Below are 25,972 nucleotides of genomic sequence, written 5' to 3'. Positions count from 1 at the left end.
GACAGATCGCTCTTTGTAAAAAGACTGTTTACATATTCGACCGGGAGAGAATAAAACGATGCTCAAGTGGGATGTTAATAAACTTATCCCATTAAACTGAGGTTAGTAAGGGATTTCAATCAAATATGAACTTCTTCTAAAACAAATAAATCCATAGATTAATATGAAACTTTCCAGAAAACAAGCGACATTGTTTTTTGCTATGGCATACATTATAATCGGGTTATTAATATTGGTTCTCGCATGGCAATTGAGCATTTAGGCAAAATTGATATTTAGCTGGTTCTTCCGCTTTTGGTGGGGCAGCATTCTAAAAAGTACTACCCATCTTCCTTGTTCAAAATAAATTATTTTTTCCTACTCCCTGCCCTTGCGTTGAGGGTCTAATAAACAAGATCATCAAACTTTATAATTTTTGATAAACACATGTGTTTGATATTTTTTAAATTAAATAAGAACCGATATGAAAAAAACAAACTTAAAAAATGGGAACTCCAATTTGAGAGCAATCCGCAATGTGCTAAAGAAAACCATTGCCTTTTATCTTGCTTTTATTTTTACTTTTTCTGGATGTAAAAAAGTCGTCGAACCAGAATTACTTAGTAAGCTTGGCGTTAACGCAATTATGGGTTCTAATTCAGAATCTATTGTCTCTGGATCTGATTTTACTATTGCGGTAATTCCAGATACGCAATGCTATGTCGACGATTTTGATGTTCCTGCAGGTACACGGGCAAACATGAATATGTATCTCGATCAAATAAACTGGATTATTAATAATCGATCAACAGAAAATATTGTCTATGTTGCACATCTCGGTGATATGACTGACGATTATCCTTTAGATAACCAATGGATTCGCAACACCAATGTTCTGTATAAATTAGATACAGCCAACGTACCATATGGTACGTGTGTTGGTAATCATGATAATGGAGGAGCTGCTACAGATCCAAGTAAAACAGTTAAATATAATACCTATTTTGGTCGCTCGCATTTTGCTGGCAAATCTTGGTATGGAAACAATTTGGAAGGCGCCACTAGCAATAACAATGATAATCATTATGATTTATTTACAGCTGGTGGTATGGATTTCATCGTCATTTATATTGAATTTGATTCAAACTATGCGCAAACGGCAATAATAAACAATTGGTTAGATAACGTATTGAGTATTTACCCAACACGTAAAATTATCGTAGTTACTCATCATGTTGGTAACGCTCCAAATGACATTAATATTCCAGCTACTTTAAGCTCTCAAGGTAACTCTACCTATGCTAAACTTAAAGGCAATCCTAATGTGTTCATGTTCCTCGGAGGTCATGTGGATGGGGAGGGTTACCGTCAAAATACCCATAATGGAAAAACGATTAAAACTTTTGTTTCCGATTATCAATTTTACAAAGACGCTGATGGAAAACGTAACGGAGGAAATGGTTATATGCGTTTAGTAAAAATATCAACTGGTAACGATAAAATCAGTATAAAAACTTATTCTCCTTATTTGCAAAATAGAAATATTTCACCATATTTTCTTGTTGACGGAGATAGTCAATTTAATCGTCCGCTTTTCAGAAGCACTACGTCTTGCCGGTTCTTCGATTTTAATAATGATGGTAAAACTGGTTTGACATTTTTCAAAAATGGAAGTTGGAGTGGCTCAGATGTTAATGCCCAAACTTATGGTCAGGCAGGAGATTATCCAGTATCTGCAGATTTTGGAGGTGATGGCCAGGCAGACATAGCCGTTTTTCGTCCAGTAACTTCAGGTGGATCGGGAGATGGAACTTGGAACATTATAGGTTTATCTCCTATTTATTGGGGCGCCTTGGTTGGTGACATCCCAGTTCCGGCTGACTATAATGGAGATGGACGTGCCGATATTGCAATCTTTAGGCCAATGAATGCTCAAGGAACAGGTGATGGAAAATGGTATATAAAAGACCAGGCTACAATTGCTTGGGGATCAATAATTGGGGATATTCCAGTACAAGGCGATTATGATGGCGATGGTATAGTTGATTTAGCTGTTTATCGACCTGGCAGCAGTCCTACGTGGCATATACGTAATGTTGTGTCGAATATGCAGTTTGGTTCGCAAGGAAATATTCCGGTTCCGGGTGATTATACCGGTGATGGAATTACAGATATTTGTGTATACGAACAAACAACAGGTATATGGAATGTTAGAGGCGTTGCCTCAGACCTACCTAATTACGGACCCATTGTTACTACGGCTAGTGGTGATATTCCTGCACCGGGTGACTATTTAGGGTTGGGAAAAGTACAACCAGCGATTTATCGTACATCAAACCAGACATTATATATTTACAATCAAGATACACAAGCAGTAACTACAATGGTTTTGGGCGTAAGCGGTAGCAAATTGGTAAATTTGCCTTTTCACATTCGAAAATTTTTCTTTCCTTAATATGGATCTGATTTGATGTAGAATACTTGATATACTAAATGTATAAACCTAATAATTATGACAACTCTTTTTAGTTTAGAAAGCCGAAACATTTGGGTCGTCGGAGCCGCTGGTTATCTTGGGCAGGCTATTGTAAAACTGCTACAGCAAGCAGACGCCAGTGTCCTGGCGATAGATATAGAAAACCGGGCAAATGACTTCATCTACACGCTGCAAAACCGTGAAAAACTAAGTGCAGCCACCTTAAATACACGTGATACCGATCGCTCTATAGCCTTTGTGTCAGAAATGATTGCACAATCGGGTGCGCCAGATGGACTGATAGACTTAAGTTACGCCTCTACGGGAAAAGCATTTAACGAACTTACTGCGGAAGATTTTGATGCAGTCAACCATGGAGGGCTAACGTCCACTTTCATCCTAAGCAGAGAAGTCGGAAACGTGATGAAAGAAAGAAAATCAGGTAGTATTGTTTTATTTTCAAGTATGTATGGATCGGTATCGCCAAATCCGGATGTATATGAATCTCCAATGAATGTCAATCCTATAGAGTATGGTATTGGGAAAGCAGGGATAATACAGATGACCCGCTATATGGCGGTGCAATATGGCAAATATAATGTACGCTGCAATTGTATTTCGCCGGGTCCTTTTCCCAGCCCAGCGGTTCAACAGAATAATCCTGAATTCGTTGACCGACTAGCAAATAAGGTTCCGATGGGTAGGGTAGGGAGACAAGAAGAAATAGCTGGAGCAGCAGCTTTTTTGATTTCTGATGCAGCATCATTTATTACCGGTCAAAATCTATTTGTTGACGGTGGATGGACATCATGGTAGCTTTTGTAGCTAAGTATGACCAGGTATTTCGGCAATTTGCCAAAATACCTGGTTTATAGCTTACCAATTAATTCGTTATATTAATATTACGTAACACTATTCGATCCTTAAAACCGCCACAAATAAACCAATAGCCATACTAATAATCCTAACTTTATCCGTAAAATTTTAAGCGCGTTTTGTACTTGTTTTTTTACGGTGGATTCTGAAAGATTAAGGTGATGGGCGATTTCCCGTTGAGACCATCCTTCTTTCCGGCTCAATAAAAAAATCTCCCGCATGCGCGGTGGAAGTGCATCTATTTCAGTAGCAATCAGCCTCCTTAACTCGTTTTCGCGCAAACGGTGATCTGTTATACTATGTCCTTCGGTAATAGATTTGTCTAGCGAGGAGAGATAACGATGTGCTGATTTATTTCTGTAAATAAATTTGATTACCCGGTTACGTACGGAGGTGAAGAGATATGCTGACAAGTTTTCGGTGATCAATAAATCAGCATGTTTGTGCCAGATCGTTGTAAATAATTCCTGAATAAGATCTTTTGCATCTTCTGTATTTCCGTTTAATCGTTTGCAGGCATGCAGGTACAAAATTGCTTTGTACCGGTGATAGATTTCAAGGAAAGCCTTATGATTACCATCACGAAGCAGAACCAGCAATTCATGGTCGGTTAAAAGTGTAAAATCTTTCATACAAGGAAGCTGTGATGTATATAAATATACGTAAAAAAAATAAGCTTCATCGTATACGCATTGCTTATGTTTTATGTGTTACCGGGTACACTAATGAAACGGCCGGCCTGCTTTAATGATCTTAATTTTTATACGGTAATATGCTGACATCCCAATTGGGGCCTTTGAATCATGGGATTCAGAGCGGCCGATGTAATAGATCCAATATTCTCCACGTTTGCCAGTAGAAATAATGCCTGGAGATACAGTTGCCCAGCCTACCTGTTTATCGAAAAGCAATCGTGTTAGATCGGTTGTATCCAGATTGATTGTCCCGTTAACACTAAACGCAGACACAATAGCGATGCGATCATAGGCTGGATCCCAAAGCGTGGGAAGAAATAGGTAATCGCCTTTCCTTAGTTTGCTAGATGCAGAATTGTAAATATCCGTAAATGGCGCATATCTATAAACACTCAAAATTTGTTTTTGGGGCATCAGTGTACTACCGTCGGGACGAATGGTGGCCGTTCCAACGGTACGGTATCGTTTCGTACCAACTGTGTCCCACATGCGCAAATCTACTCTATAATTATGTTTCAATGGCGTTACCGAGAATTGGCTGTCGTGTTTATGTGCCCAGATGACTTTACGATCGACCCAACGATATCCGTTGGCCGATTTCATCATGAACGTCTTTTCTTTCATTCTGTCACTGGAGTCTTTTGCGGTAAAAATCATACGAAAAGGAAATTTCCTGTCATGTCTATTTAAAAAAACGTCAGGCTCAACTACGCCATCATTCCTTCCATTGCCTGATCCAAATATGATATTGTTATTTTTTTCAGTTTCCCCAGGAATTTCTTTCACCCAGTCTTTCCCGTTTTCGGAATGCGCGAAACATAAATGACCATTGTAATCTCCTCCTTTTAATGTTTTCCATGAAGTATACCACATGTACCATTTCTTGTTGGAGAGTTTTATTACTTTATTATAAGAAAATGTCGCTTTTTCCCAATATTTGTCCTGGGAAAATAAAAGCTCTCGGCTGCCATCCAGAACCTCAATGCGGTAGGGGTTTGTTTCCTGCCCAACGGCAGGAAACAAACCCAAAACAGAGGTCAGTATCAATTGAAATAAAACCGAAAGAAATGTGTAATGAATCGGTCGGCAGCTATTTTGAATTACCATTCAGGATTCTGTTTAAGATTAGTATTTAATGTCAGTTCTTCAATCGGAATCGGGTAGAGATAGTCCCGTTTCTCGTTGAACAAAAACCCATTGGGCAAAGACTTAATGAAAGGTTCTACATATCCATCAGCTCCCACCAGAACATTCGTTCCTAAAGTAATGGTAGGTGCTGCCCCCCCGGTATATGGATTTTTGCCGCCCGATTTTGGAAGTAAGGCTGCCCACACACCCTTTGCTCGGTAGCCTTTTAGTAGATGGTGGGCACGCCAACGGTAAAGATCGTCCGGACGGAAACCTTCAGCGGCCAGTTCTACCCTACGCTCTCGCCTTATTTCATTCATTATTGGTGAAAGACCGGGAAATTGCCAGTTAGGATCGGTGATGATAGTAGAGATTAAAAGGTTTGGCATACCAGCCCGTTTCCGTAACTTATTAATGGTCAAATCAATATCGGCCTGATTAAGTTCATTGAGCTCGGCTCTTGCTTCTGCATAAATTAACATGGTTTCGGCAAAACGAAACAAAATTTCTGCACGGGTTCCTGTACCCAGCAATGTACCTTCCAATTGATCACGGATCTGGCCCTTGAAGAGCTGATAACCTGTCGGGTTTTTTGCCGCATCGCCGGAGGGCATCCAATTAAAATAAAACGGATAAACATTTACGCCCGCCGAATTGAATTCTACAGCTTCGCCAGGAAGCCAGATCATGTGACGGAGGCGCGGGTCTCGGTTTTTCACCACATCTTCCAATGTACGATCACCAGCATATTTTGAAGAAACTGCAATGGGTTTACCATCAATATCGAGGTACGACTCGACCAGATTTTTCGACAATCCTGTGCCGCCGGCTCTGTAGCGCATTGCTGAATGACCTACCTGCAATGAAGCGTCAAATTTCTTCCAGAGAATAATTTCTTTATTGGTTGAGAGATCTTTTTGATTAAAAAGATTTATGTAGTCCCATTCTACGGTATTGGTGGAATGAATCGTATAATTTCCTCCATCAATTAGTGCTTTTGCTGCGTCTCGTGCCTGCCTGAGATAATCTGCAATACCTTCATCAGTTTTTGATCCACCGAATGCAGAACCCTTATGGTACTTTTCCCAAGTGCCCTCATAAAGTGCAATACGGGCTTTAAAAGCTATTGCAACATCCCTGTTCAGGCGTTGCGGGGCCGCGCTTAGCTTTGGCTTAAGATTTGTAATCGCGAAATCCAGATCGGCAAGTATAGAATCACAGATCACAGAACGTGACACCCTGGGAGCCTGTAAGCCTGCATCATTAGCTTCCAGTACACGGTTGTACCAGGGTAGGTCACCGAATCGCCGCATAAGGTCATAATAGTACATTGCCCGGAAAAACCGAATTTCTCCTATATAGGGCAGGCGCACTGCTGGTGATTCCTTACTCTTGTATATATTCTGGAGAAAATAATTGGTTGCCCGAACCCCGCTCCAGTTCCAGCCAGATGTGTTGGAAAGTGCTAAGGTGCCGGTAATTAGGGGAATGGAATTAATGTTTGAAGGAACCAGATTATCGGAGGGGTTATCCAACCAAAAGATTCCTCCGGCCAGTTCACCGTTCTTTATTCCGGGTAAGGCCTGATAGAAATTATTCGCATATGCTTCCATCTCCGGCTGGGTAAAAATTAATGTTTCATCGGCCTCTGCGTCGAGGGGCTGGCGGTCAAGAAAATCTTTCTTACAGCTGGCAAAAAGACAGGCCGCAAGGATTGTAAATTGTAGCAATTTAGTTTTCATGTCGTTATCAATTAAGTGTAAACTATAAGGACGCATTTATACCAAAACTATAGGTGCGCTGCAGCGGATAAAAGTTCCCCTGGTTTCCTGAGCCAATAGTTTCCGGATCCATTGTATTGATCATTTTTGTTATCGTGAACAGATTTTCCGCATTTAAGAAAATACGGAATTTCGAAAATTTGAATCGCTCGGCTATCTTTTCAGGTATTGAATATCCCAGTTGCAGGTTTTTTAGTCTGGCATAAGCGGCATTCTGCAGGTAACGAGTCTGGATTTGTCGGTATTTAGCGGCATCTGGGCTGAGATAAGGTTTTGGATAATAGGCATTACGATTAGTAGGCGACCAGTAATCGAGTGTTTCTTCATATACGTTTGATGAGAATTGTTCGCCAATAATCCCCCAGAAGCGCGTACCGTCAAGCCAGGCATCACGTTTGCCGATCCCCTGCCAAAACATATTGAAATCGAAACCTTTCCAATCGGCAGCAATGTTCAATCCAAATGTATAACGAGGGGTGCTGTTGCCAATTACCCTCTTGTCACCTGAAGAAAGCGCCGTTTTGTTACCTTCATCAATCACTCCATCCCCATTCAGGTCAGCGTAGCGCACATCACCTTCGGTCCAGGCTTTTTTTGATAGATAGTCCTGTTTAGGTGATGAAGCTATCTCTTCCTGCGACTGAAAAAGGCCAACCGTTTCATATCCCCAAAGTTCGTTAAGAGTCATCCCCTCATAATAGGTCGACAAACTTTGTGTCGGGTTAAGATAACGGGTTATTTTTGCCTTCCAATCTCCCACTGTAGCTTTTACATTGTAATTGATCTGTCCTATATTATCCCTCCATCTTACCGAGGCCTCAAATCCATTAGTCAACATATTTGCGTTATTCCGTTTTGGCGGTGCAACACCATAAACTCCAGGCATGGCTTCTGAAGGGCCCAACATATCAAAATTTTGCCGGCGATACCAGTCAAATGTGACGTCAAGTCGGTTTTTAAATGTCGAGAGATCGAACCCCACATCCAAAGTCTGTATCGTTTCCCAGGTTACATCAAGGCTACTTGTACCTGGAGGTGTTAGGTAAGTAGGTCGTACGTTATTTAGGATATAAGGGAGGTTGGAAGAAAAGTTAAGTAATGTAAGATAAAGGTAGTTTGGAACATTTTGATTTCCTAGCTCTCCATAGGAAGCGCGTAGTTTAAAGTCATTCACATATTTGGATACTGGCGACCAAAATTTTTCTCGCGAGATGTTATAGCCAGCAGACACCGATGGGAATAAACCCCAGCGACGGCCATCCGAAAAACGCGAACTACCATCGTAGCGCAAGTTGAATTCTAAAAGATATTTATTGTCGAAATCATAATTTAACCGGCCAAAATAACCTAACGTTGCCCAATGACTTTTAGCATTTGAAAGGTTAGCATTCCCGTAGGCAAGGTCAAAAGTAGGAACTTCATCGTTATACAGATCGGCCTTATTACCGCTAATGCTGTAAAACTTTTTCAACTCATATTGGTAACCTGCAAGCACTTTGAAATTATTTCGATTGATATGCGCTTCATACGACGTATAGGCATTTACAGTACTATATGAGTCATTCACAGCACTCTCGGCAACACTGGTTGGGAAACTATTGTCAATAAGTTTTAATGACCCGTCAACATAGTCAGTGTAAACACGTTTTTTTACAGAAGTGTTTTTCCCCCAGTATGGATTAAAAGTATAATCGAAATTAATCTTCCACCCTTTAACAGGTTTAATTTCACTGAAGAAAGTATACCATGCATCATTGTATGCATTTTCGTTTCGTCCTCCTTTATCGAGCAATGCTAGTCGTGAAGCTTCAGTAAGATATCCATTTGGTGAACGTACAGGGATATTAGGCCAGAGTGTATTGACGAGATTATAGTAATTGCCGTAGCTGTAAGGCTCATTAACTGAACTAATGTTAAACCGTGTTCGGGCTCCCATGGTCAACCAGGTTGTAATCTCAGATGAGATGTTTGCTGTGATGTTATACTTATTGAATCGGTCATTCCCGTACCTCAGCATCCCATTTTGATTGTACAGACCAGCAGATACATAGTACAATATCTTCTCTGCACCACCGGCGATACTTACATTATGGTTCTGGTTTAGCCCGTAAGATTTATAATATTCGTTATACCAGTTAGTATTGGCAAAAGACCCTTCTCCAAACCACTCGTTCGGGCGCGTTGGCAAGGGCTGTATGTATGGATTATTTATAGGATCTTCCATATATTTTTTTATTCCCTGTATCACGTCATCATTGAAAGAACGCCCAACATTAGCATTATCTGCCGCTTCGTTATACACACGCGTAAACTCAAGGGAGTTCACCTGGTGAGGTCGGTAGGTAAGTGCGTTGGCAGACATTAGACCCGAATATGAAATTGTAGGTTTAGCATTCTTTTTCCCGGTTTTTGTAGTTACAATGATCACCCCAAATGCTGCCCTGGCCCCATAAATAGCGGCAGAAGAAGCGTCCTTTAGAACAGTTACCGATTCCACATCATTAGGATTAATCTGGGCGAGGTCTGCTGGCACACCATCAACAATCATCAGTGGTGTACCAGCGCTATTGATGGAGGTAGCCCCTCGGATATTATAGGCCGGAGAGGATCCCGGCTTGCCAGGCCCGTGTGTAATATTGAGATTCGGAATTACGCCCTGCAGGCCAGAACCAACGTTTGAAAGCGGCCGTGATTCGAGTACCTTTCCATCTATTGTTTCAATAGCTCCGGTCAGGTTTACTTTTTTCTGCGTACCATAGCCAACCACCACTACTTCAGATAAGTCTGCATTATCTTCTTGCAGCACTATCGTCAAGGTATCTTTTCCTTGTAGCGGTATTTCGACCGTAACAAAACTGATGTAAGAAACTATAAGAACAGCATCGTCAGCTACATTCCGTAATTCGAAATTACCATTCTCATCGGTTATAGCTCGCTGATTCGTTTCTTTAACACGTACTGTAGCACCGGATAGTGGTACATTATTTTTAGTGGTAACTTTTCCTTTGAGTAGCCGCACCTGCGGAGTTACTTTAAGTGCTTCATTTCCTTTTCGCTCCTTGATGACAATATTATCGTTGTACAACGAATAAGTGAGCGGCTGATTTTCGAATACTCTATCTAGTGTCTCAAATAAGGAGCTTCCACTAATCCTGATAGTAACAGGATTAGATCGTTCCAACATCTGTGGGTTGTAAAGAAAGTTGTATCCGGTCTGATTCTGTATATCCCTAAAGATCTGGATAAGAGGAACATTTTGCCGGTTAAGGCTTATTTTTTGAGCAAAACCTGATGCACTTGCCTGAAGCAGGGAAGCGATTATCAATACGACGATTAATTTCATGGTCAAAAAAATAGTTGACCTGCATAAAGTTGCTATACAGGGCAAATGAGTACAAATTTTCATATATTTGATGGTTGCGGTTTCTGTTGATTCATAAATTTCTTTGGTAACCCAGCATGCCGGATTGCGTGCCACCGCATTTCCGGCTTTTTCATTACGTAGAGTTGTTACGGCATAACGATGAGCCTCCTTTCTTTTCCATTGGGTGATTCAGTGATTTCAAAATGCACGGTTCCGGTTAGCTCTAAGGCCTTTAAAACATCTTGTATAGTTTGATATCTAAATACAGTACCCACAAAGTTCTTTCCACTCATGTCGCCCCTGAATTCTATATCCACGTTATACCAGCGAGAAAGTTTGCGCATGATGCTCTCAATATTGTCTCCGGTAAAAACAAACTTGCCATTTTTCCAGGAAACGGCTTGCTCCAGGTCAGCCTGCTTAACAGCTACGGTTCCGGTTTTTCCAACATTTGATTCCTGGCCGGGTTTTAAAATCCGGGCATTGCTGCTCCCAAGCAAAGATATACGCACTGATCCCTCAAGCAAGGTTGTTTTGATAAACAATTCGTCAACATAAGCATTAATGTTAAAATGTGTACCTAATACTTCGACTACTTGAGAACCGGATTGAACACGGAATGGTCTTGACACATCTTTTGATACCTCGAAGTAGGCTTCTCCATCCAATCGCACAGTACGCTCGCTGTTTTTAAATACAATAGGGAAAGTTAATGTGGAAGCCGCATTGAGCCATACTCTTGTTCCGTCGGGAAGGTTTACCTGGAACTGACCACCACGGGGAGTTGTAATGGTATTTTCTCCTGTGGCCTCTTTATGACTTTCTTTGTCAGCTTTAAGTATGTTATATATGAGCTGTCCGTTTTTTGCTTTTATTATGGTCACTCTTCCTTGCTGAGTAACAGTACCATGTTTCAATTTATCGACCAGTATTTTTGTGCCATCTGATAAGGTGAGTGTTGCTTTATTACCTCCCGGACGAATTTCCTGAGTAACCTTTACAGTCTTTGTTTCTTTTTTATGATCTATGTTTTTGTAAAAGTACAGCGTAATGGTCAATACCATTAGCAACGAGGCTGCTATAGATGCATATTGTAGATACTTCCTCCGTTGTTTTAACTTGATGGAACCTGACCCTGGTAGCCGAGCCGTTATAGTTGCCAAATCCTGCTCCAATTCGTCTTGAGAAGGATTGAAGGAGGTAGTTGGATAATTCCGGACATACCAGGTTTCTATTAAAGCTTTTTCACTTTCGGTACAATTTCCCTCGGTATATTTTTTCAGCAGGTCACGTAATTGATTATGATACATATTTTCTGGAAGGACTTGTTTTATTTCCTTACCATATGACAAGACCTTTATGATGGGGCTTGGGAGTAGATGGGTGTTAATTTTTTTTTAGCATATTAATGATCAGTGCGAAAACAACTTACTCATGAAACACTTCAAATGTGATAATTGGAAAATCAAAGATTTAACTGTCTCGAACTATAATTTATTGGCTATGGCCATGATGACGGGAATATATTAGCTGATTTTGATGAAGTAGAATCAGGATTAGTAGGTTCAAAGAAAAGAAATTTTTGATTGCACCTCATTTACCTCCGCTAAAAAAAGGAACTAGCAGAACTGGGAATTACATTTATCCAGATGAAAAATTGAAATGAACTGCGGAAAGCTGTTGCTGGCCAATGCCATTGAAGTAGTCATTACCATAGCTGCCTTCTTATTATTAAAACACTAAAATGAATGTTATAAATATGATAAGATAGTTTATGTTTTTGACGAAAAAGTACTATATATGTATAGCTGAAAAACATCGATCATTGATGGAATGACAATTGACACACAGTGTTGCATTGGTAATCTATGATGGTAACTAAAAAAATAGGTGAACATGCTGATGGTGAACTTATTAAAATAAGCTTGATTAATAGTAGCGGATTTAAAGTGGACATCATTAATTATGGTGCCATTATACAAGGTATATTTATGCCTGATGCATCCGGCAATATTGAAAATTTAGTTTTGTCCTAGCCGGAACGTAGTGATTATTACAACGACCAGTATTACATTGGGGTGGCAGTGGGGCGTTATGCCAATCGTATCGCAGGGGGGAATTGAGGGTAGGGGACTCGACGGTTCAATTTAGCTTAAATGAAAATGTAGTGCACCATTTGCATGGTGGAAAAAATGGGTTTCATAAAAAACTATGGCATATTCAGATAGCACATATGGAAGAAGGTTATCCGGGAAATGTGCAGGTAACTGTAATCTATACCTTAAATGATACGAATGAATTAACTATCCGTTACCAGGCAACAGCTGATTTGGACACTGTGATTAATCTTACTAATCACAGTTATTTTAATCTTTGAGGTGGTAAACGCCATATACTACCGTGACATCTACTTAGCTGACAAATTTATGCCATTTACACGCATTTGCTTAGAACCGCAATATTATCCTGATTCACCAAATCATGCTGAGTTTCCAAGCACTTTGTTGAAAATCGGACAAAATTACGATGAGCAAACGTGCTATAAATTTTATCATTCTGATAGTAATTAAGCATAATTTGATACTTGTTCAGTTTGTCCAATAAGCTCCTAAATATATGGTAGGACAAGTAAATTCAGGACTGAGCAAGCGTGAAGATCCTGAGAAGTCTTCACGCTTTCTTAAATAAATTGAAACCTATCATAAATTCTAGTTACCGCATCATCCAACTTTTCATCAGATAAACTTTCATCACCGTCATTCCAGGATGCATACCATTCCTTAACCAATGCACATTCTTTTTTCGTACAATTACCCTCCCTGTATTTTTCGAGTAGTACTTTAGCTTATTTTCTTTCCATATAAGAGCAGATAGGTTAATTATATATAAGACAATTAACTAAGGCCTTGGGCCGAGATAAAAATCAAAAAAAAACAAAAATCTGTATGAAATATTATAATCTGTTGTTTTTTCATTTGTAAAATGAACATCGTCCAACATTCAGATACGTAAAGCCAGATCATTTTTACTGCTACGAACCATCATTTTACTTGTTAAACTTTCCCTCCAACGCTGTCCAAACTAAATCCAGATCTTCCAGGATTTCATCAACAGTATAATTAGACGGTCCTTCTTCCTGATATTGAAGATACCAGGTTTCAAATAATGCTTTTTCCTGATCAGAAGCCTTTGCAGACTTGTATTTAATAGCAATGCTTTTAATTCTTCTTTGTTCATAGTCATTTAATAAAATAAGGTTGTTTGATAATAACACAAGAAATAACATCAGATCATTACAATGATATCATATTATTGAACCGAACCCAGAGGCGGTTATATCCTGCGCGTGAATTTTAGTAATTGATAATGGGAGGAAAAGATGATGAGCGTTTTCTTCATGTCAGTAAGTTAGTTTTTTTGAAAAGGCAGCTAATTGTCTAAGTATTTACCAGTTAGTAACCAATTCGTTGCAGTAATTCTAAAGTGGAAAAAGGAAAAAAATGAATTTTATTTATCCCAAATTAAGGAAACAGGATACAAATCAAACTTTTCGTCTTTAGTTATAATCTGTAAGTTTTCAGTAATTGCCTGGGATATGATCATTCTGTCAAAAGGATCTTTATGATGGAATTCTAGGCTAATCACTCCGGCAGTATGATCAAATGTTAGTGGTAAGATTTCAAAGCCATTTTTTATAGCTTGGGTTAAGAGTTCCTTATGAGAGGTTGCTAGTTCGAGTTTTTTAAGACTTAATTTTATTGCGATTTCCCAAAATGACACAATACTTATGTATTTTAATTTAGTAGTGTCTTCAATTGCTTGCCTGGCGTTATTAGAAAGCTCTTCACTACCATTTAAAAACCATAAAAAAGCATGGGTATCTAGCAAATACGCCATTACATATAATCGTTAAAGTCTTCTAAAGGCTCATCAAAATCACTTGACATTTTAATTTTCCCTTTTAAACTACCAAATTTAGGTGTTATGCCTTTTTGATTTTTCTTCTTAGTCTTCTCGATCAAAAAATCAATAAAATCACTAGCCTCTGATTTAAGATCAGGAGGAAGTGTTTCTAATTTGGCGTATAGTGTTAAAGTTGTCATTTTATTTTCTTTTGACTAATACAAAAATACGAATTATTCTCTAAAATAACCACACCTCCAAATCAACAGATTATCTCTTAAACAAATTGAAACCTATCATAAATTCTAGTCACCGCATTATCCAACCGTTCATCAGATAAACTTTTATCATCTTCGTTCCAGGTCGCATACCATTCCTCAACCATTGTGCATTCTTCTTTAGTACAAGTACCCTCCCTGTATTTTTCGAGTAATACTTTAGCCGATTTTATTTCCATCTTAAATTTAGAGTTAACTATATATATGACGGTTAACTAAGGCCTTGGGCCGAGATAAAAATTAAAAAAATCAAAAATCTGTATGAAGTATTATAATTTCTAGGTTTTGTGGTTTGTAAAACAAACATTATCAATAATTTAATGTCATGTACCGTACATTTTAATGTCTAGAATAATCAAGATTATTATCGAATAATTCTTGTTTCAGTTTACTCATCACTATAAAGTGGACCTAAAGCGTGAAGATCCTGAGAAGTCTTCACGCTTTTTATTTCAGATATTTGTTGTTTAAGATTTGGTAGGTAGTTATGGAGGAGTGTCAATACCCATTATACCAATATCGTCAAATCAGATGATTATTTCTTTTTAGCGTTTATTGTTTTCTTATCTTCAGACTGTCTTTTAGCTTTACTATCCAAATAAATATCAATCGGTGATGGGCCGTCATTCTCATCCCACTTCATCGGTTCGAGTAAGATTCTAACATCTACATGTCCTAATTCAGCTACCCTCCGGAGATTTTTCAAAGAAGGTTGAGCAACATTTCTACACCATCGTCCAACTGTATCTTTGGCAACATCTAAAAGCTCAGCAAGCTCCAATTGATCCAATCCAACCTCATCTAAAAAAATGCTAATTCTATTTATTCTTGATTTTTTCTTCATAGTAAAACAAATATAAAAATCTCTAAATAATTGATTTTCAATAATATATAGATTTAAAAAGTATTTAAATAGATTTTATTGGTATTTTTTATTTGTTTTAAAGTCTATTTTATTTATATTTACATATGCATTTAAAATCTATTTATTAACTTAAAATGACTTTTTATAGATAAATAAAGTACATAATAGTATTTTTACGTTACTCAAGGTCTCTGAGTTCTTCGTGTTGACACCCCGAGAAGAGACGGTAAGAAAGCCCATGTCCTTAAAAACGGTATATTTGTTTTTAATAGGGGATTGGGCCTTGCCGTGAATCCACTCCGGGGTGTCAACGAAGGACAGTGGTGGTAAGGAATCCTCCCTATTTTTTTCTTTCCCTCTGCTGAGACTCATTTAAAGTTTAAACTAACTTAATGAGATATGAAAACTAACCAAACCAACCAAAGCAAAAATTTTGCCCTCATCGTCTGCCCGCCGCACTAGCTGATTCAAATCTTTCATTAAGGCATCCCAATAATTCTATATTAATTAACCACCCGCAATCGCTAGCACATTATAGTGCAATACCTGCCATGCTGGCTCAATCTCAAATCGATGAAAGTGAATTACGAAACCATGCAATTAACCTTCGGCCAAAAGTTTGTCTTGTTAAGGCAAATTGCCGATAGATCTGAAAGCGAAACAGCCCTATTACTAAAAAAATCTTTGGACAGCTATCTGAAACTCGAAAGCGATTTCTTATACCCCACAGATGCGCTGCTTCGGAGAACCGCCAAACTATATGGGCTCAGTTATCAGGAACTGCTGGAATTCGGTGAATACGACTAAGTACAATACAAAACTAAACACATTTGATAAAAAACTACTATTTGTAAATAGCCCGCTGAGGGATCCTGTGCACGGGAATGATCACATTAATTTTTAACTAACAATCTCCATTGTTATCTAAAACAAAAATACAGGAGATTAAAAACTTATTATTCACATGCTTAAAACGACATTCATCATCGTAATGGCTGCTCTTTGCTTAGAGTTTAATCTTAAAGCCCAGGAGCCAATCGAACCACCACCATTAAAAAACCAGGCCATAATGGGTAAGGTAATAGCCGCCACAACGGGTGAAGCTTTACCCGGTGCCGTAATTAAGATAACAAACACCAGCCACCCCATCCTAACCAACGATAGGGGAGAATTTAGCTTAGCCTTGCCTAATGGTACCTATAGTTTATCCGTGAAGTACCTCAGCCACAAAGCCAAAACCATCAACATCCAGGTTCCACTAAAAGAGCAATTGATTATTTCCCTCGAACCAGATGACAAAAACCTACAGGAAGTTGAGATCAATGCGGGTTATTACACGGTAAAAGAAAGGGAAAGAACAGGTAACATTACAAAAGTAACTGCGTCGACCATTGGAAAACAACCTGTTCTTAATCCTTTGCAAGCTCTGCAAGGGCGTGTTCCTGGGGTAGAGGTTACTCAGCAATCTGGCGTACCAGGCGGGGGCATAAGCGTGAAGATCAGAGGCACAAACAGTTTAATAAACGGGAATGATCCTTTGTATATCCTCAACGGCGTTCAGGTGCCTTCTGCATCACTATCATCCTTTACCGTAGGAGGAATCATTGTACCCCAGGCGAGCCCTTTAAGCTCTATTAATCCATCCGACATTGAAAGTATAGAGGTGCTGAAGGATGCGGATGCAACGGCAATTTATGGATCCAGAGGGGCAAACGGAGTAGTGTTGATCACCACAAAAAAGGGCAGGGCAGGGGCGCTTAGCATAAATGCCAATTTTTATCAGGGCACGGGAAACGTGACCCGGAAAATGGAACTGCTAAACACCAAAGAATATATAGAGATGCGTAAAGAGGCCTATGCCAACGACAAGACCACACCCTCTGCATCGGCCTATGATGTAAACGGTGCCTGGGATCAGGAAAGATATACCGATTGGCAGGAGGAACTTTTTGGTGGAACCGCGAACACTTCAAACGGACAATTGTCCTTATCCGGAGGAAATGAAAACACCACATTTCTATTGAGCGGAAACTATTACCGGGAGAGTACCGTGTATCCAGGAGATAAAAACTACCAAAGAAAAGCCACCAGTTTAAATGTTAACCATGTTTCTGCAAACCAGAGGCTAAAGATAAGCGGTACAACCAGCTATAATCTGGAAGTGAGCCGGTTGCCCACAGGGAACTTGGGAGTTCAAATGCTGTTGCCACCCAATGCACCGGCATTACTTACTCCGGAAGGTACAATAAACTGGGAAAATGGCACTTTTCTAAGCAATCCATTAGCGCTTCTCTACCGGCCATTTAAAGCTGATGTTGGAACCTTAACCATCAATAGCAATTTCAGTTACCTTATTTTGCTGGGCCTGGAATTTACCGGCAGGGTCGGCTATACCAGGATGAGAAGAGATGAGATACGAACAGCTCCCTTATCTGCCAGATATCAGGACGGCACATTAAATGCCAATAGCAGAACCGCAAACTACGCGGACAATTGGAATGAAACTTTAAACTTAGAGCCCCAGCTTTCGTATTCCAGAAAATTAGGGAAAGGAACCATCAGTTTATTAACGGGTACAACGATACAGGATAACCGTTTGCACAGGCAAACATTACAGGGAACGGGCTTTGTTAGCGATGGGCTAATGGAAAATATTTCTGCTGCAACAACGATGACCGCAGTGCTGAATGAAGCATTGAACAGCCAATACAGGTATCTTTCTGTGTATGGCAGGATCAATTATAACCTGGATCAGAAGTACTTTGTAAACCTCACTGCCCGCAAAGATGGTTCCAGTCGTTTCGGACCAGAAAACAGGTATGCAAACTTTGGCGCAATCGGCACCGCATGGATATTTACTGAGGAAACGTTTATTGCAGATAATTTTAAGTTTCTGAGTTTTGGAAAATTAAGGGCAAGCTATGGCATTACCGGTAGCGACCAGATTGGCGATTACCGGTATCTGGACAATTGGACTACCTCAACAGCTTATCAGGGTAGTCCCAGCCTGGTTTCAAACCGGTTATTTAATCCTGATTATGGATGGGAGACCACCAAAAAGGCCGAAGTTTCTTTGGCGCTTGGCTTTTTAAAAAACAAATTTAATCTTACCACCACCTATTTCCGCAACCGCTCTTCCGATCAGATTGTTGCCTCACCTTTACCGGCCAATGTGGGTTTTACCTCAATTTCAGAAAACCTGCCTGCAATTGTTCAAAACAGTGGGCTGGAGTTGGAATTGGCCGTAAACCCAATTGAAAAAGAAAATTTTAGCTGGTCTGTAAACATCAATCTGAGTGTTCCTAAAAATAAATTGTATTCCTTTCCGGGCATTGAAAAGACCACTTATAATACCAAATATATTGTCGGCGAGTCGCTCAGCATTGTGAAACTCTTACAAGCTAACGGGGTAGATCCCAAGACCGGGATACTGTCTTTTGTAGATTTCGACGGAAACGGCGGTATTTCTACTCCCGGAGATCTTAGAGTACTAAAAAATATGGACCAGAAGTACTCCGGAGGATTTCAGAGTGTGGTTAATTTTAAAAATTGGGAGCTTGATTTTCTCTTTCAGTTTGTAAAGCAACCCGGGGTAGTTGGCATCACTTCTACTGCCCCTGGGGGGATGACAAATCAACCCGTTCATGTACTTAACAGATGGCGGGAGCCTGGGGATGTTACACCTATCCAAAAGTATACCGCATCATTAAACTCCCTTCCTTACCTGTATGCCATCAGCTTTGGCGAAGACGGAATTGGCGACGCTTCTTTTATCCGGTTAAAAAATCTGTCCCTGGCCTATAACATACCATCCGATAAATTAAAGGGAATTGGTTTAAAGCAAGCTAAAATAACATTGCAGGCACAAAACCTGGTGACGATCACAAATTATCTGGGATTAGATCCGGAATCAAGGGGTTTTAACCTTCCTCCTTTAAGAATGGTTACAGCTGGCTTTCAAATCACATTTTAATGATTAAATAAGATGAAAACAAAAGAAATAAATATCCATATCAGATTATGGTTCTTGCTATGCTGCAGCTCATTTTACACAGCTTGCAATCCATATTTACAAATAGACCCTCCCATTGACAGCGTTTCTGCATCATTAGTTTTTGCAGACGACGACGCTGCAAAATCAGCTTTAACCGGGATTTACAGCAATATGGTTAGCAGTGGTTCATTTGCAGATGGAGGCATAAGCAGCATTACGGCAACAGGGGGAATGAGCTCAGATGAGTTTATCGCTTACAGTAACGTTTATGAAGCGTTTTACAAAAATGCTTTGTCTTCAGCCACTTCATTTACTTCGGTTTGGAACAGGCCATATTTTAACATTTACACAGCAAACAAAATATTGGAAGGTCTGAGTGAAAATGAAAAAATAAGCGCTGCTGTTAAAACCCAGCTCCAGGGCGAAGCAAAGTTTATCAGGGCCTTCTGTTACTTCTACCTCACCAATTTATTTGGCGATGTACCCATGCATTTAACAACGGATTACAGGATGAACAGCAAAGCCGGCAGAACCAAACAAAGCGAGGTATACCAGCAAATTATTAAAGACTTGTTAGATGCCCAGGCTTTGCTCGGAAATAATTATTATACTACAGAACGGGTAAGGCCTAATAAATGGGCCGCAACGGCCCTGCTGGCCAGGGTATACCTGTACACCAAGGATTATCAGGACGCCGAAATACAGGCCACTACTGTTATTAATAATACAGCAATGTTTAGCTTAAAGGATGACCTGAACCAGGTATTCCTTAAAAACAGTACAGAGGCAATATGGCAGCTGATGCCCAATACTGCCGGACGAAATACAACAGAGGCGGTAACTTTTATATTTTTAAATACCCCAACCGGTGTTTCTTTAACACAAAATTTAATTGAAGCGTTTGAACCTGGAGATAAAAGAAGAACATCGTGGGTAGGCAGCACCACTGTTAGCGGAAAAACCTACTATTATCCATATAAATATAAAGTTGGGGCGGTTAGCTCCCTGTCTGAATATTCGATGGTGTTACGCCTGGCAGAACAATACCTGATCCGTGCTGAAGCAAGAATAAACTTAGATAAAACCGAGGCAGGTATCCAGGATATTAATTTACTTAGAACAAGATCAAGGGCATTAGCCACCCCGACAGTTCCCAATCCTTTACCGCCACTTCCTGTTGATTTGAGTAAACCCGAGGCTTTATTGGCCGTTGAAAAAGAAAGAAGAATAGAGTTCTTTTCGGAATGGGGCCATCGTTGGTTTGACATCAAACGAACAGGCCGGGCAGATGCTATCCTTGCTCCGCTAAAGGGAACAGGCTGGCAAAGTACTGACGTTTTATGGCCAATACCACAGGCCGACATCAATAATAATGCATCACTCACCCAGAATAAAGGATACTGACATGAAAATCTTAAAATATTTCACCTATTGGCTGCTGTTTAGTTTATCTGTTCATCAGGCTTGTTTTGCACGGCAGTGGAAAAAAGGCCCGGTTCATGTATCGGGCATAGTTAAAGGCCTAAAACCAACGGAAGATAGCATCTTTGTTAGTGTAAACAAAGACTGCAGGGTATTTGGAAAAGATACATTCTATCTGCCTGTTGATAAAACCGGGCATTTTGAATTTGTAATAGACGCCATAAATAAACCGGCGGGTCTGAGCCTGAGTTTGCCAGGCCATAAATTTGCACTTTTTGTAGGGCATGTAGAACCTAATGATAGCCTTAGTTTTTATCTTGATTCATCTCTGGTAAGTCCAAGAGCTAAATACAAAGGGAATAACATCGCAAAATACCAGGTTCAGGACAGTTTAAGGCTGTTGCTTGATGGCTATTATAAGGGCTTAAATGCGATTAAAAGTGCAGTACATGATGACAACTTTTACAGGAAAAAATACGAGTTCATATTAACTGAGTATCAAAAAGCAATGGCCCTGTTAGCAGCAAGTAGTGCTTTAATCAAACCGGAAATGATAACTTACTTAAAAGCCGGTTATACGTTTTCTTATCTGATCATGTGGGAAGATCTGTTTCTTAAGGCTTTTAAGACGGCTAAAAATTCAGAAAGCGGTAAAATAGCCAATAGAAACTATAACTCATATACTTTTCCTGATGATAATCTCCGACCAGATGTAAGTTCCCTTAACGAAGATTATCTGCAGTACTTGATCTATAAAATCACTACAAAGCTGGCTGCTGAACAAATACAGACAGAAGAGGCAAACGCTTATATTTATAGTCAAATCAAAAACCAGTATAAAGGTAAATTGCGAGAACGGCTAATTACGTATTTTCTGTATACGATTGGAGATTCAAATAGCCCGGTAGAGTTTAACCGTTATCTGGAAGATGCTGCCCAAATGGTCCTAGACCCTTTTTTAAAGCAATTGATTACCGGCAAATCCGTTTTTAAGAAGGGGGCAAGGGCATACCCATTCTCTTTGCAGGATACTGCCGGCAAAGTTGTAAGTCTCGACGATTTTAAGGGCAAAGTTGTACTGGTTGATATGTGGACCGTTGGCTGCACCGGTTGTGCGCTTTTCTCGAAAATGTTTGAGCAGAAGGTATTTCCGCAACTTAAAGATAGTGCCGGTTTTAAGATGGTAAGCATAGGTTTGATCAAAACCCGGAACCATTGGCTGGATGTGATTGGCACCGGTTTATATACCAGCAAAAGCCATGTTAATCTTAACATTGGAAAGGAGGGCATAAAACACCCATTGCTGAGGCATTATAAACTTAATGCCGTTCCTTTTATACTGTTAATTGATAAAAAAGGTAATGTATACGCTAAAGTTTCTGCAGATGTAAGTCCCGATGAGTTATCGAAGATGATTTTTGCTGCACTTAATGAACCGATGTAAGCTAGGTTAATTGATCTGGTAGGTAATGATATGGTGCTTATAAAGTGCAACTAACAATTTGCCAGATACTGCGAAGTTGGAAAGACCTTCGTTTAAATAGTTTGGTATTTTAAGGCTATGGCTATATTTTCCATCAATTGTACGATAAACATCTATGGGCGAATAACGCTGTAAATCTTTAATGTTTTCCTGATCGGAAGCTAAGCCGGAGTTTAAGTAAAACCACTTGCCATTGGCACAACTGCGTTTATTAACAATCAAAGGAGGGGCAGACATCAGCACCTCTTTTGATTTTTCATAGGTAATTTCACTTACTTTTATTTTTGCCGTTGTATTGGTATCAATGGTATGTGCAGCGTAAAGCAGGTTCAGGTTGGTATCTAAACAAATAAAATTATTGCTGTAGAAATAGGTGTAAAATATTTGCGCTGTTGTTTTGTTGTAGGATAAAAAGCCGTCCAGCTCAAAATTGCTGTCTTTATTCTTTTGAAGTTTGAAGATTTTGGACTCTTTATAATTGGGCGTAAAAGTTATCTTTTGTAACACCCTTTCCTGTAATTTAAAGAATCTTATGAGCAGGCTGTTATCTGAAAGCACTTTAAATGCGTCGAATTTTTTACGGTTGAGATTGATCTTTGTGTTTTGCCCTGTTGGTATAGCATTTGAAACATAGTGAGGAGTTTTGCCTTCAATAATAGCTATCCGGGGCGAATCTATCTGGACTTTAAAACCGGATGACTTTATAGAATCTTTAAGGGATATGGGAATATTGATATGAACAGTATCCCGCAGGTTTTTTGATAGCATGACGGTATGAAAAGGGGCAGAGTAATTTCCCAGAAAAATATAATGTTCACTCATCCCGGAGATATAGTAATTGCTGTATTTAATTGCTAACGTATCTCTGATTTTAAGTGGATTGTCACTGTAAATCCTGTTAAAGCCATTTTTCTGCTCAAGCTTGTTTCTTGAGGAGATATATAGTACTGTTATGATTGCCAAACAACCCAGCGCTAAAAACGAGATGTAAAAAGACTTCTTCATCATAAATACAGGTTTTATTAACTACAATAGAGAAGAACTAGGCCCCTCTCTATTGTAGTTAAAATTTGATGGTTACTGAGGGATGGTCCTTTGGCCAATAACTGGTTGTGGATTGTCACACACATTGCCATCAAAGTCTGTTGCCAGTGTTAGCCCGTATACCTGTTGACAATCAATTTCAGAAACTTCCTGACAGGTAACTTTTTCACAGGTTTCTGGTAAATAATAATCATTAGGGAATAACCTAACGGTAGTTTTGCTTTCTTGAGAAGCGAAAGCGCCGACAGCAGCTACTGCAATCAGGGCCGAAAAAATAATTTTTTTCATTCTTTTAATAGTTTTGTTTTAAGCTTACTCTGTGGTGACGGGTTTTCAGCATACCCCGATTCAAATTGTACAATGGAATATTATATAAATCCGAACTGATCAGGTTTTTTCCGTATTTTCATTTGCAACGTAATGCCAAGGTATCCAAGGATTACGAATACACTGTTGAATATCAAATGCTCTTCCCATCCGAGCTTTTGTAAAATTCCGCCACAAGAACAGGGTACATTTGCAGCCATTGTTAACATTACTGCGATATAGCATGTAAAGAGCAGCATTATGGTAAAAGCAGCATAAAGCCCGATTAGTATGGTTCTCTCTATGAGCAGGAGAATAACGATCAGGAGTTCAATAGAAGGGATAAACCAAGCTAAAAACCCTGCATATGCTGTTAGTAATTGTGATTGTCCAATTTGAGACTTAAACTTCTGGTACTCCAGTACTTTGTTTACTGCAGCATAGACGAAAAGGAGTACGAATAAATAACAGATGATATCGATTATCATTCTTTTGATTTTATCTCTTTCCATTTTGTTCTTTTTGGTCAACAGAATAAAGGTAGCGTAGCCTGTCAGAAGTCATCGTACCGTTTGTAGGTATTCTATAGTAGCAAAAGTGGGTTAATTGCTATGGCAGAAGTGGAACCTGGCTATAAATTACTTGTTTCGTTGTCGTTTTTTAACCTGATACAGATATTTAAGCTTTATATTGAGCAAGGAGGCCAGAATTTGATTGCTTAATTTATGCACCAGAGATGGACTGCTTTCTTGCAGATAGACATACATATCTTCTGCGGTTTTCAACCTGAGCATCAATTCTCTGGCTTTTCCATCCATAATACTTTCCTGCTGTATTTCCAATAAAATATGATACAGTGACGGTTCTTTACGCGCCAGCAATTGAGCTTTAGCTAAATTTAAAGACCAGCCATGGGTATCGGTCATGAAGGTTATATATTCAACTACCTGTTTTTTATGTTGAAGGCTTGCCATAGCCATTAGAAAGCCATTCTCCATTGCCCGGTAGGTGTATTCTTTTTGCTGATGGTAAAAATAGCCCCTGGCCAGCCCTGTTTCAATAAAATAAAGTATTGGAAAAGCATAGTCGTTGATACTTAATATCATTCCCTTTTTAAAAAATACACGGACAAACAGGTTGCTCAGCAATAGAGTGTTTTCGGGAGTTGAGGAGCTCAATGCAGTTAGTTTCTCTGCTAAAGTTTGCTTAATCATCTTTTTTCTCCTTTTCTCTAACCCGGTGCAGCGTATCTTTAAAAATTTTATAGGTTACCTTGTAATTTCCCTGAAAGGCAATAATATGATCGGCCGTAACCTTAAATTCTCGTACTTTATGGCCCTTAAATTCAGGCAGGTAATAACTATACAGGTACCATCTATCTCCCTTGTTATAGACATATACATCAATTACAGTATACCATTTAAACACATAAGGATCTTCAGTTACGGCAGGCAGGTTGGAGTGTACATACAAACGATCATTATAGACATAGCTGCCTGCATTGGTATTTAGGTTATACATGGCTGCTTCCGCAATAAAGCTTATACTGTGGAAACCGAGTTTTGGCAACAATAGCAGGTCATCTAAAGTCATACTGCCATAATTCAGCTCTGCACTGTCTACTGGTTGTGAAGGGCTAAAAGGCGCATGGCCGCGCTTATAATGACGCGGTACCTGCTTGTGGATTGCAAGTAGCTGGAAGCCAGAATAGATGGTTATAATGATACAAAGGCCGATAAATAGCTTATGATGTAGTTTCATAATTCTGCTTCAATTCAAAATAAAATGGATAATCATGAATTAAACAAGCCCCTGAATAGCTGGGGGCTTGCTTAAAAATTAATAATGGTTTAGTGCTGGTAAATCACTTCATTAGGCAATGAAAGATTACTGGGTGTACCCACTGCGCATTCATCCACCGTACCACTGCAGCCAAAGTAATTCTGCGCTTGAGTCTTCGTGCCCACAAAAGGATTCTGCTCTTCTGGAGGGGTCTCGCCACCTGTTCTGTTCCAGGTATACGTTTCTTCGTTTGCTTTAGGTGCATTTTCCATTTCTGTAGTAAATGCTGTAGTTACTGCTCCAACTACGGCCAGGGCTACAAACCCTGCTTTCAAAAATCTCTTCATTTTTTAGAGGATTAAAGGTTAAATATTTGGTTAATTGTTATTCTATTCGCGCTTCGCGACGCGACAAACATTCGATATGGGTTGGTTTCATAATTTGGCTATACTGCCATCCTCCTTTCTGCAATCATTAAAGTGCCAAAGCCTGTTCCGGCTAGCGCCGTCCAGAAGAGGTTAATGTTTAGATATTGGTTATGTGCCATAAATAAAATATTGATTAACCAAAGCTCAACACTATTTTTAAAGGGGTAA

General features: G+C 39.4%; 23 protein-coding genes. 8 read left to right on the top strand and 15 right to left on the bottom strand.

The features are described 5' to 3' along the window. The first annotated feature begins 463 nt into the window (after positions 1-463). Positions 464-2,434 carry a metallophosphoesterase gene (locus tag R2Q85_RS22820; RefSeq protein WP_316814119.1) on the top strand — a complete coding sequence of 657 codons (1,971 nt, stop codon included), beginning with the start codon at positions 464-466 and terminating at the stop codon, positions 2,432-2,434. Between the two features lie 57 nt (positions 2,435-2,491). Beyond that, positions 2,492-3,271: an SDR family oxidoreductase gene (locus tag R2Q85_RS22815; protein ID WP_316814118.1), complete on the top strand. Its 780-nt coding sequence runs from the start codon at positions 2,492-2,494 to the stop codon at positions 3,269-3,271. Positions 3,272-3,378: 107 nt separating this feature from the next. Here R2Q85_RS22815 and R2Q85_RS22810 read toward each other — a convergent pair whose 3' ends face one another. The 5 genes from R2Q85_RS22810 to R2Q85_RS22790 form a co-directional block, all read right to left on the bottom strand. Further along, positions 3,379-3,963, bottom strand: coding sequence for an RNA polymerase sigma-70 factor (locus R2Q85_RS22810; RefSeq protein WP_316814117.1), 585 nt, complete (start codon positions 3,961-3,963; stop codon positions 3,379-3,381). A 90-nt stretch (positions 3,964-4,053) separates the two neighbouring features. Further along, the gene (locus R2Q85_RS22805; protein ID WP_316814116.1) at positions 4,054-5,133 is read right to left on the bottom strand and encodes a hypothetical protein; all 1,080 of its coding nucleotides are present in this window, start codon (positions 5,131-5,133) and stop codon (positions 4,054-4,056) included. Continuing rightward, positions 5,127-6,884 (bottom strand): RagB/SusD family nutrient uptake outer membrane protein, encoded by a 1,758-nt coding sequence (locus tag R2Q85_RS22800; RefSeq protein ID WP_316814115.1) that lies wholly within the window; start codon positions 6,882-6,884, stop codon positions 5,127-5,129. Before R2Q85_RS22800 ends, R2Q85_RS22805 begins: the two co-directional genes overlap by 7 nt. 34 nt (positions 6,885-6,918) lie before the next feature. Beyond that, positions 6,919-10,278, bottom strand: coding sequence for a TonB-dependent receptor (locus R2Q85_RS22795; RefSeq protein ID WP_316814114.1), 3,360 nt, complete (start codon positions 10,276-10,278; stop codon positions 6,919-6,921). Positions 10,279-10,445: 167 nt separating this feature from the next. After that, a complete protein-coding gene (locus R2Q85_RS22790; RefSeq protein ID WP_316814113.1) occupies positions 10,446-11,609 on the bottom strand; it encodes a FecR family protein in 1,164 nt (387 codons plus the stop codon). 558 nt (positions 11,610-12,167) lie between these two features. Here R2Q85_RS22790 and R2Q85_RS22785 point away from each other — a divergent pair. Together R2Q85_RS22785 and R2Q85_RS24625 are read left to right on the top strand one after the other, a co-directional pair. Further along, complete coding sequence (locus R2Q85_RS22785) at positions 12,168-12,335, top strand: hypothetical protein (RefSeq protein WP_316814112.1); 168 nt, start codon at positions 12,168-12,170, stop codon at positions 12,333-12,335. Between the two features lie 83 nt (positions 12,336-12,418). After that, positions 12,419-12,676, top strand: a complete 258-nt coding sequence (locus tag R2Q85_RS24625; RefSeq protein WP_410478907.1) for a hypothetical protein — start codon at positions 12,419-12,421, stop codon at positions 12,674-12,676. 669 nt (positions 12,677-13,345) lie between these two features. Here the strand turns inward: R2Q85_RS24625 and R2Q85_RS22780 are convergent. From R2Q85_RS22780 to R2Q85_RS22765, 4 genes are all read right to left on the bottom strand, one after another. Further along, positions 13,346-13,573 carry a hypothetical protein gene (locus R2Q85_RS22780; protein ID WP_316814111.1) on the bottom strand — a complete coding sequence of 76 codons (228 nt, stop codon included), beginning with the start codon at positions 13,571-13,573 and terminating at the stop codon, positions 13,346-13,348. A 233-nt stretch (positions 13,574-13,806) separates the two neighbouring features. After that, positions 13,807-14,196 carry a type II toxin-antitoxin system VapC family toxin gene (locus tag R2Q85_RS22775; RefSeq protein WP_316814110.1) on the bottom strand — a complete coding sequence of 130 codons (390 nt, stop codon included), beginning with the start codon at positions 14,194-14,196 and terminating at the stop codon, positions 13,807-13,809. Continuing rightward, a complete protein-coding gene (locus R2Q85_RS22770; protein ID WP_316814109.1) occupies positions 14,196-14,402 on the bottom strand; it encodes a DUF2281 domain-containing protein in 207 nt (68 codons plus the stop codon). Before R2Q85_RS22770 ends, R2Q85_RS22775 begins: the two co-directional genes overlap by 1 nt. A 613-nt stretch (positions 14,403-15,015) precedes the next feature. Beyond that, positions 15,016-15,324 (bottom strand): helix-turn-helix transcriptional regulator, encoded by a 309-nt coding sequence (locus tag R2Q85_RS22765; protein ID WP_316814108.1) that lies wholly within the window; start codon positions 15,322-15,324, stop codon positions 15,016-15,018. A gap of 594 nt (positions 15,325-15,918) precedes the next feature. Here R2Q85_RS22765 and R2Q85_RS22760 point away from each other — a divergent pair. The 4 genes from R2Q85_RS22760 (at position 15,919) to R2Q85_RS22745 (ending at position 22,205) form a co-directional block, all read left to right on the top strand. Next, a complete protein-coding gene (locus R2Q85_RS22760; protein WP_316814107.1) occupies positions 15,919-16,152 on the top strand; it encodes a hypothetical protein in 234 nt (77 codons plus the stop codon). Between the two features lie 157 nt (positions 16,153-16,309). After that, positions 16,310-19,318 carry a SusC/RagA family TonB-linked outer membrane protein gene (locus tag R2Q85_RS22755; protein ID WP_316814106.1) on the top strand — a complete coding sequence of 1,003 codons (3,009 nt, stop codon included), beginning with the start codon at positions 16,310-16,312 and terminating at the stop codon, positions 19,316-19,318. Between the two features lie 12 nt (positions 19,319-19,330). After that, complete coding sequence (locus tag R2Q85_RS22750; protein WP_316814105.1) at positions 19,331-20,743, top strand: RagB/SusD family nutrient uptake outer membrane protein; 1,413 nt, start codon at positions 19,331-19,333, stop codon at positions 20,741-20,743. A 1-nt stretch (position 20,744) separates the two neighbouring features. Beyond that, positions 20,745-22,205, top strand: a complete 1,461-nt coding sequence (locus R2Q85_RS22745) for a TlpA disulfide reductase family protein (RefSeq protein WP_316814104.1) — start codon at positions 20,745-20,747, stop codon at positions 22,203-22,205. 6 nt (positions 22,206-22,211) lie between these two features. Here R2Q85_RS22745 and R2Q85_RS22740 read toward each other — a convergent pair whose 3' ends face one another. The 6 genes from R2Q85_RS22740 to R2Q85_RS22715 all read right to left on the bottom strand — a co-directional run bounded on the left by R2Q85_RS22740 (position 22,212) and on the right by R2Q85_RS22715 (position 25,723). Further along, positions 22,212-23,252, bottom strand: coding sequence for a hypothetical protein (locus R2Q85_RS22740; protein ID WP_316814103.1), 1,041 nt, complete (start codon positions 23,250-23,252; stop codon positions 22,212-22,214). Positions 23,253-23,321: 69 nt separating this feature from the next. Continuing rightward, positions 23,322-23,576: a hypothetical protein gene (locus R2Q85_RS22735; RefSeq protein WP_316814102.1), complete on the bottom strand. Its 255-nt coding sequence runs from the start codon at positions 23,574-23,576 to the stop codon at positions 23,322-23,324. An 80-nt stretch (positions 23,577-23,656) separates the two neighbouring features. After that, positions 23,657-24,106 carry a MauE/DoxX family redox-associated membrane protein gene (locus tag R2Q85_RS22730; RefSeq protein WP_316814101.1) on the bottom strand — a complete coding sequence of 150 codons (450 nt, stop codon included), beginning with the start codon at positions 24,104-24,106 and terminating at the stop codon, positions 23,657-23,659. 126 nt (positions 24,107-24,232) lie between these two features. Further along, on the bottom strand, positions 24,233-24,808 hold the full coding sequence (locus R2Q85_RS22725; RefSeq protein ID WP_316814100.1) for a hypothetical protein: 576 nt from the start codon (positions 24,806-24,808) through the stop codon (positions 24,233-24,235). Then, entirely contained in the window at positions 24,801-25,355 is a 555-nt protein-coding gene (locus R2Q85_RS22720; protein ID WP_316814099.1) for a hypothetical protein, read from the bottom strand. Before R2Q85_RS22720 ends, R2Q85_RS22725 begins: the two co-directional genes overlap by 8 nt. An 89-nt stretch (positions 25,356-25,444) precedes the next feature. Then, positions 25,445-25,723: a hypothetical protein gene (locus tag R2Q85_RS22715; protein ID WP_316814098.1), complete on the bottom strand. Its 279-nt coding sequence runs from the start codon at positions 25,721-25,723 to the stop codon at positions 25,445-25,447. Positions 25,724-25,972: the final 249 nt, after the last annotated feature.

The sequence above is a fragment of the Pedobacter heparinus genome (assembly GCF_032678725.1).
Classification (GTDB): domain Bacteria; phylum Bacteroidota; class Bacteroidia; order Sphingobacteriales; family Sphingobacteriaceae; genus Pedobacter; species Pedobacter heparinus_A.
This window is presented reverse-complemented; position numbering and strand designations above follow the sequence as displayed.

Bases quoted from the DNA above. Each gene is read 5' to 3' on its own strand.
- R2Q85_RS22745 (WP_316814104.1), top strand. From the start codon at position 20,745: ATGAAAATCTTAAAATATTTCACCTATTGGCTGCTGTTTAGTTTATCT.
- R2Q85_RS22730 (WP_316814101.1), bottom strand. From the start codon at position 24,106: ATGGAAAGAGATAAAATCAAAAGAATGATAATCGATATCATCTGTTAT.
- R2Q85_RS22720 (WP_316814099.1), bottom strand. From the start codon at position 25,355: ATGAAACTACATCATAAGCTATTTATCGGCCTTTGTATCATTATAACC.
- R2Q85_RS22725 (WP_316814100.1), bottom strand. From the start codon at position 24,808: ATGATTAAGCAAACTTTAGCAGAGAAACTAACTGCATTGAGCTCCTCA.
- R2Q85_RS22795 (WP_316814114.1), bottom strand. From the start codon at position 10,278: ATGAAATTAATCGTCGTATTGATAATCGCTTCCCTGCTTCAGGCAAGT.
- R2Q85_RS22735 (WP_316814102.1), bottom strand. From the start codon at position 23,576: ATGAAAAAAATTATTTTTTCGGCCCTGATTGCAGTAGCTGCTGTCGGC.
- R2Q85_RS22740 (WP_316814103.1), bottom strand. From the start codon at position 23,252: ATGATGAAGAAGTCTTTTTACATCTCGTTTTTAGCGCTGGGTTGTTTG.
- R2Q85_RS22785 (WP_316814112.1), top strand. From the start codon at position 12,168: ATGATGGTAACTAAAAAAATAGGTGAACATGCTGATGGTGAACTTATT.
- R2Q85_RS22765 (WP_316814108.1), bottom strand. From the start codon at position 15,324: ATGAAGAAAAAATCAAGAATAAATAGAATTAGCATTTTTTTAGATGAG.
- R2Q85_RS22750 (WP_316814105.1), top strand. From the start codon at position 19,331: ATGAAAACAAAAGAAATAAATATCCATATCAGATTATGGTTCTTGCTA.
- R2Q85_RS22815 (WP_316814118.1), top strand. From the start codon at position 2,492: ATGACAACTCTTTTTAGTTTAGAAAGCCGAAACATTTGGGTCGTCGGA.
- R2Q85_RS22770 (WP_316814109.1), bottom strand. From the start codon at position 14,402: ATGACAACTTTAACACTATACGCCAAATTAGAAACACTTCCTCCTGAT.
- R2Q85_RS22755 (WP_316814106.1), top strand. From the start codon at position 16,310: ATGCTTAAAACGACATTCATCATCGTAATGGCTGCTCTTTGCTTAGAG.
- R2Q85_RS22715 (WP_316814098.1), bottom strand. From the start codon at position 25,723: ATGAAGAGATTTTTGAAAGCAGGGTTTGTAGCCCTGGCCGTAGTTGGA.
- R2Q85_RS22760 (WP_316814107.1), top strand. From the start codon at position 15,919: ATGAAAGTGAATTACGAAACCATGCAATTAACCTTCGGCCAAAAGTTT.
- R2Q85_RS22810 (WP_316814117.1), bottom strand. From the start codon at position 3,963: ATGAAAGATTTTACACTTTTAACCGACCATGAATTGCTGGTTCTGCTT.
- R2Q85_RS22805 (WP_316814116.1), bottom strand. From the start codon at position 5,133: ATGGTAATTCAAAATAGCTGCCGACCGATTCATTACACATTTCTTTCG.
- R2Q85_RS22775 (WP_316814110.1), bottom strand. From the start codon at position 14,196: ATGGCGTATTTGCTAGATACCCATGCTTTTTTATGGTTTTTAAATGGT.
- R2Q85_RS22790 (WP_316814113.1), bottom strand. From the start codon at position 11,609: ATGTATCATAATCAATTACGTGACCTGCTGAAAAAATATACCGAGGGA.
- R2Q85_RS22820 (WP_316814119.1), top strand. From the start codon at position 464: ATGAAAAAAACAAACTTAAAAAATGGGAACTCCAATTTGAGAGCAATC.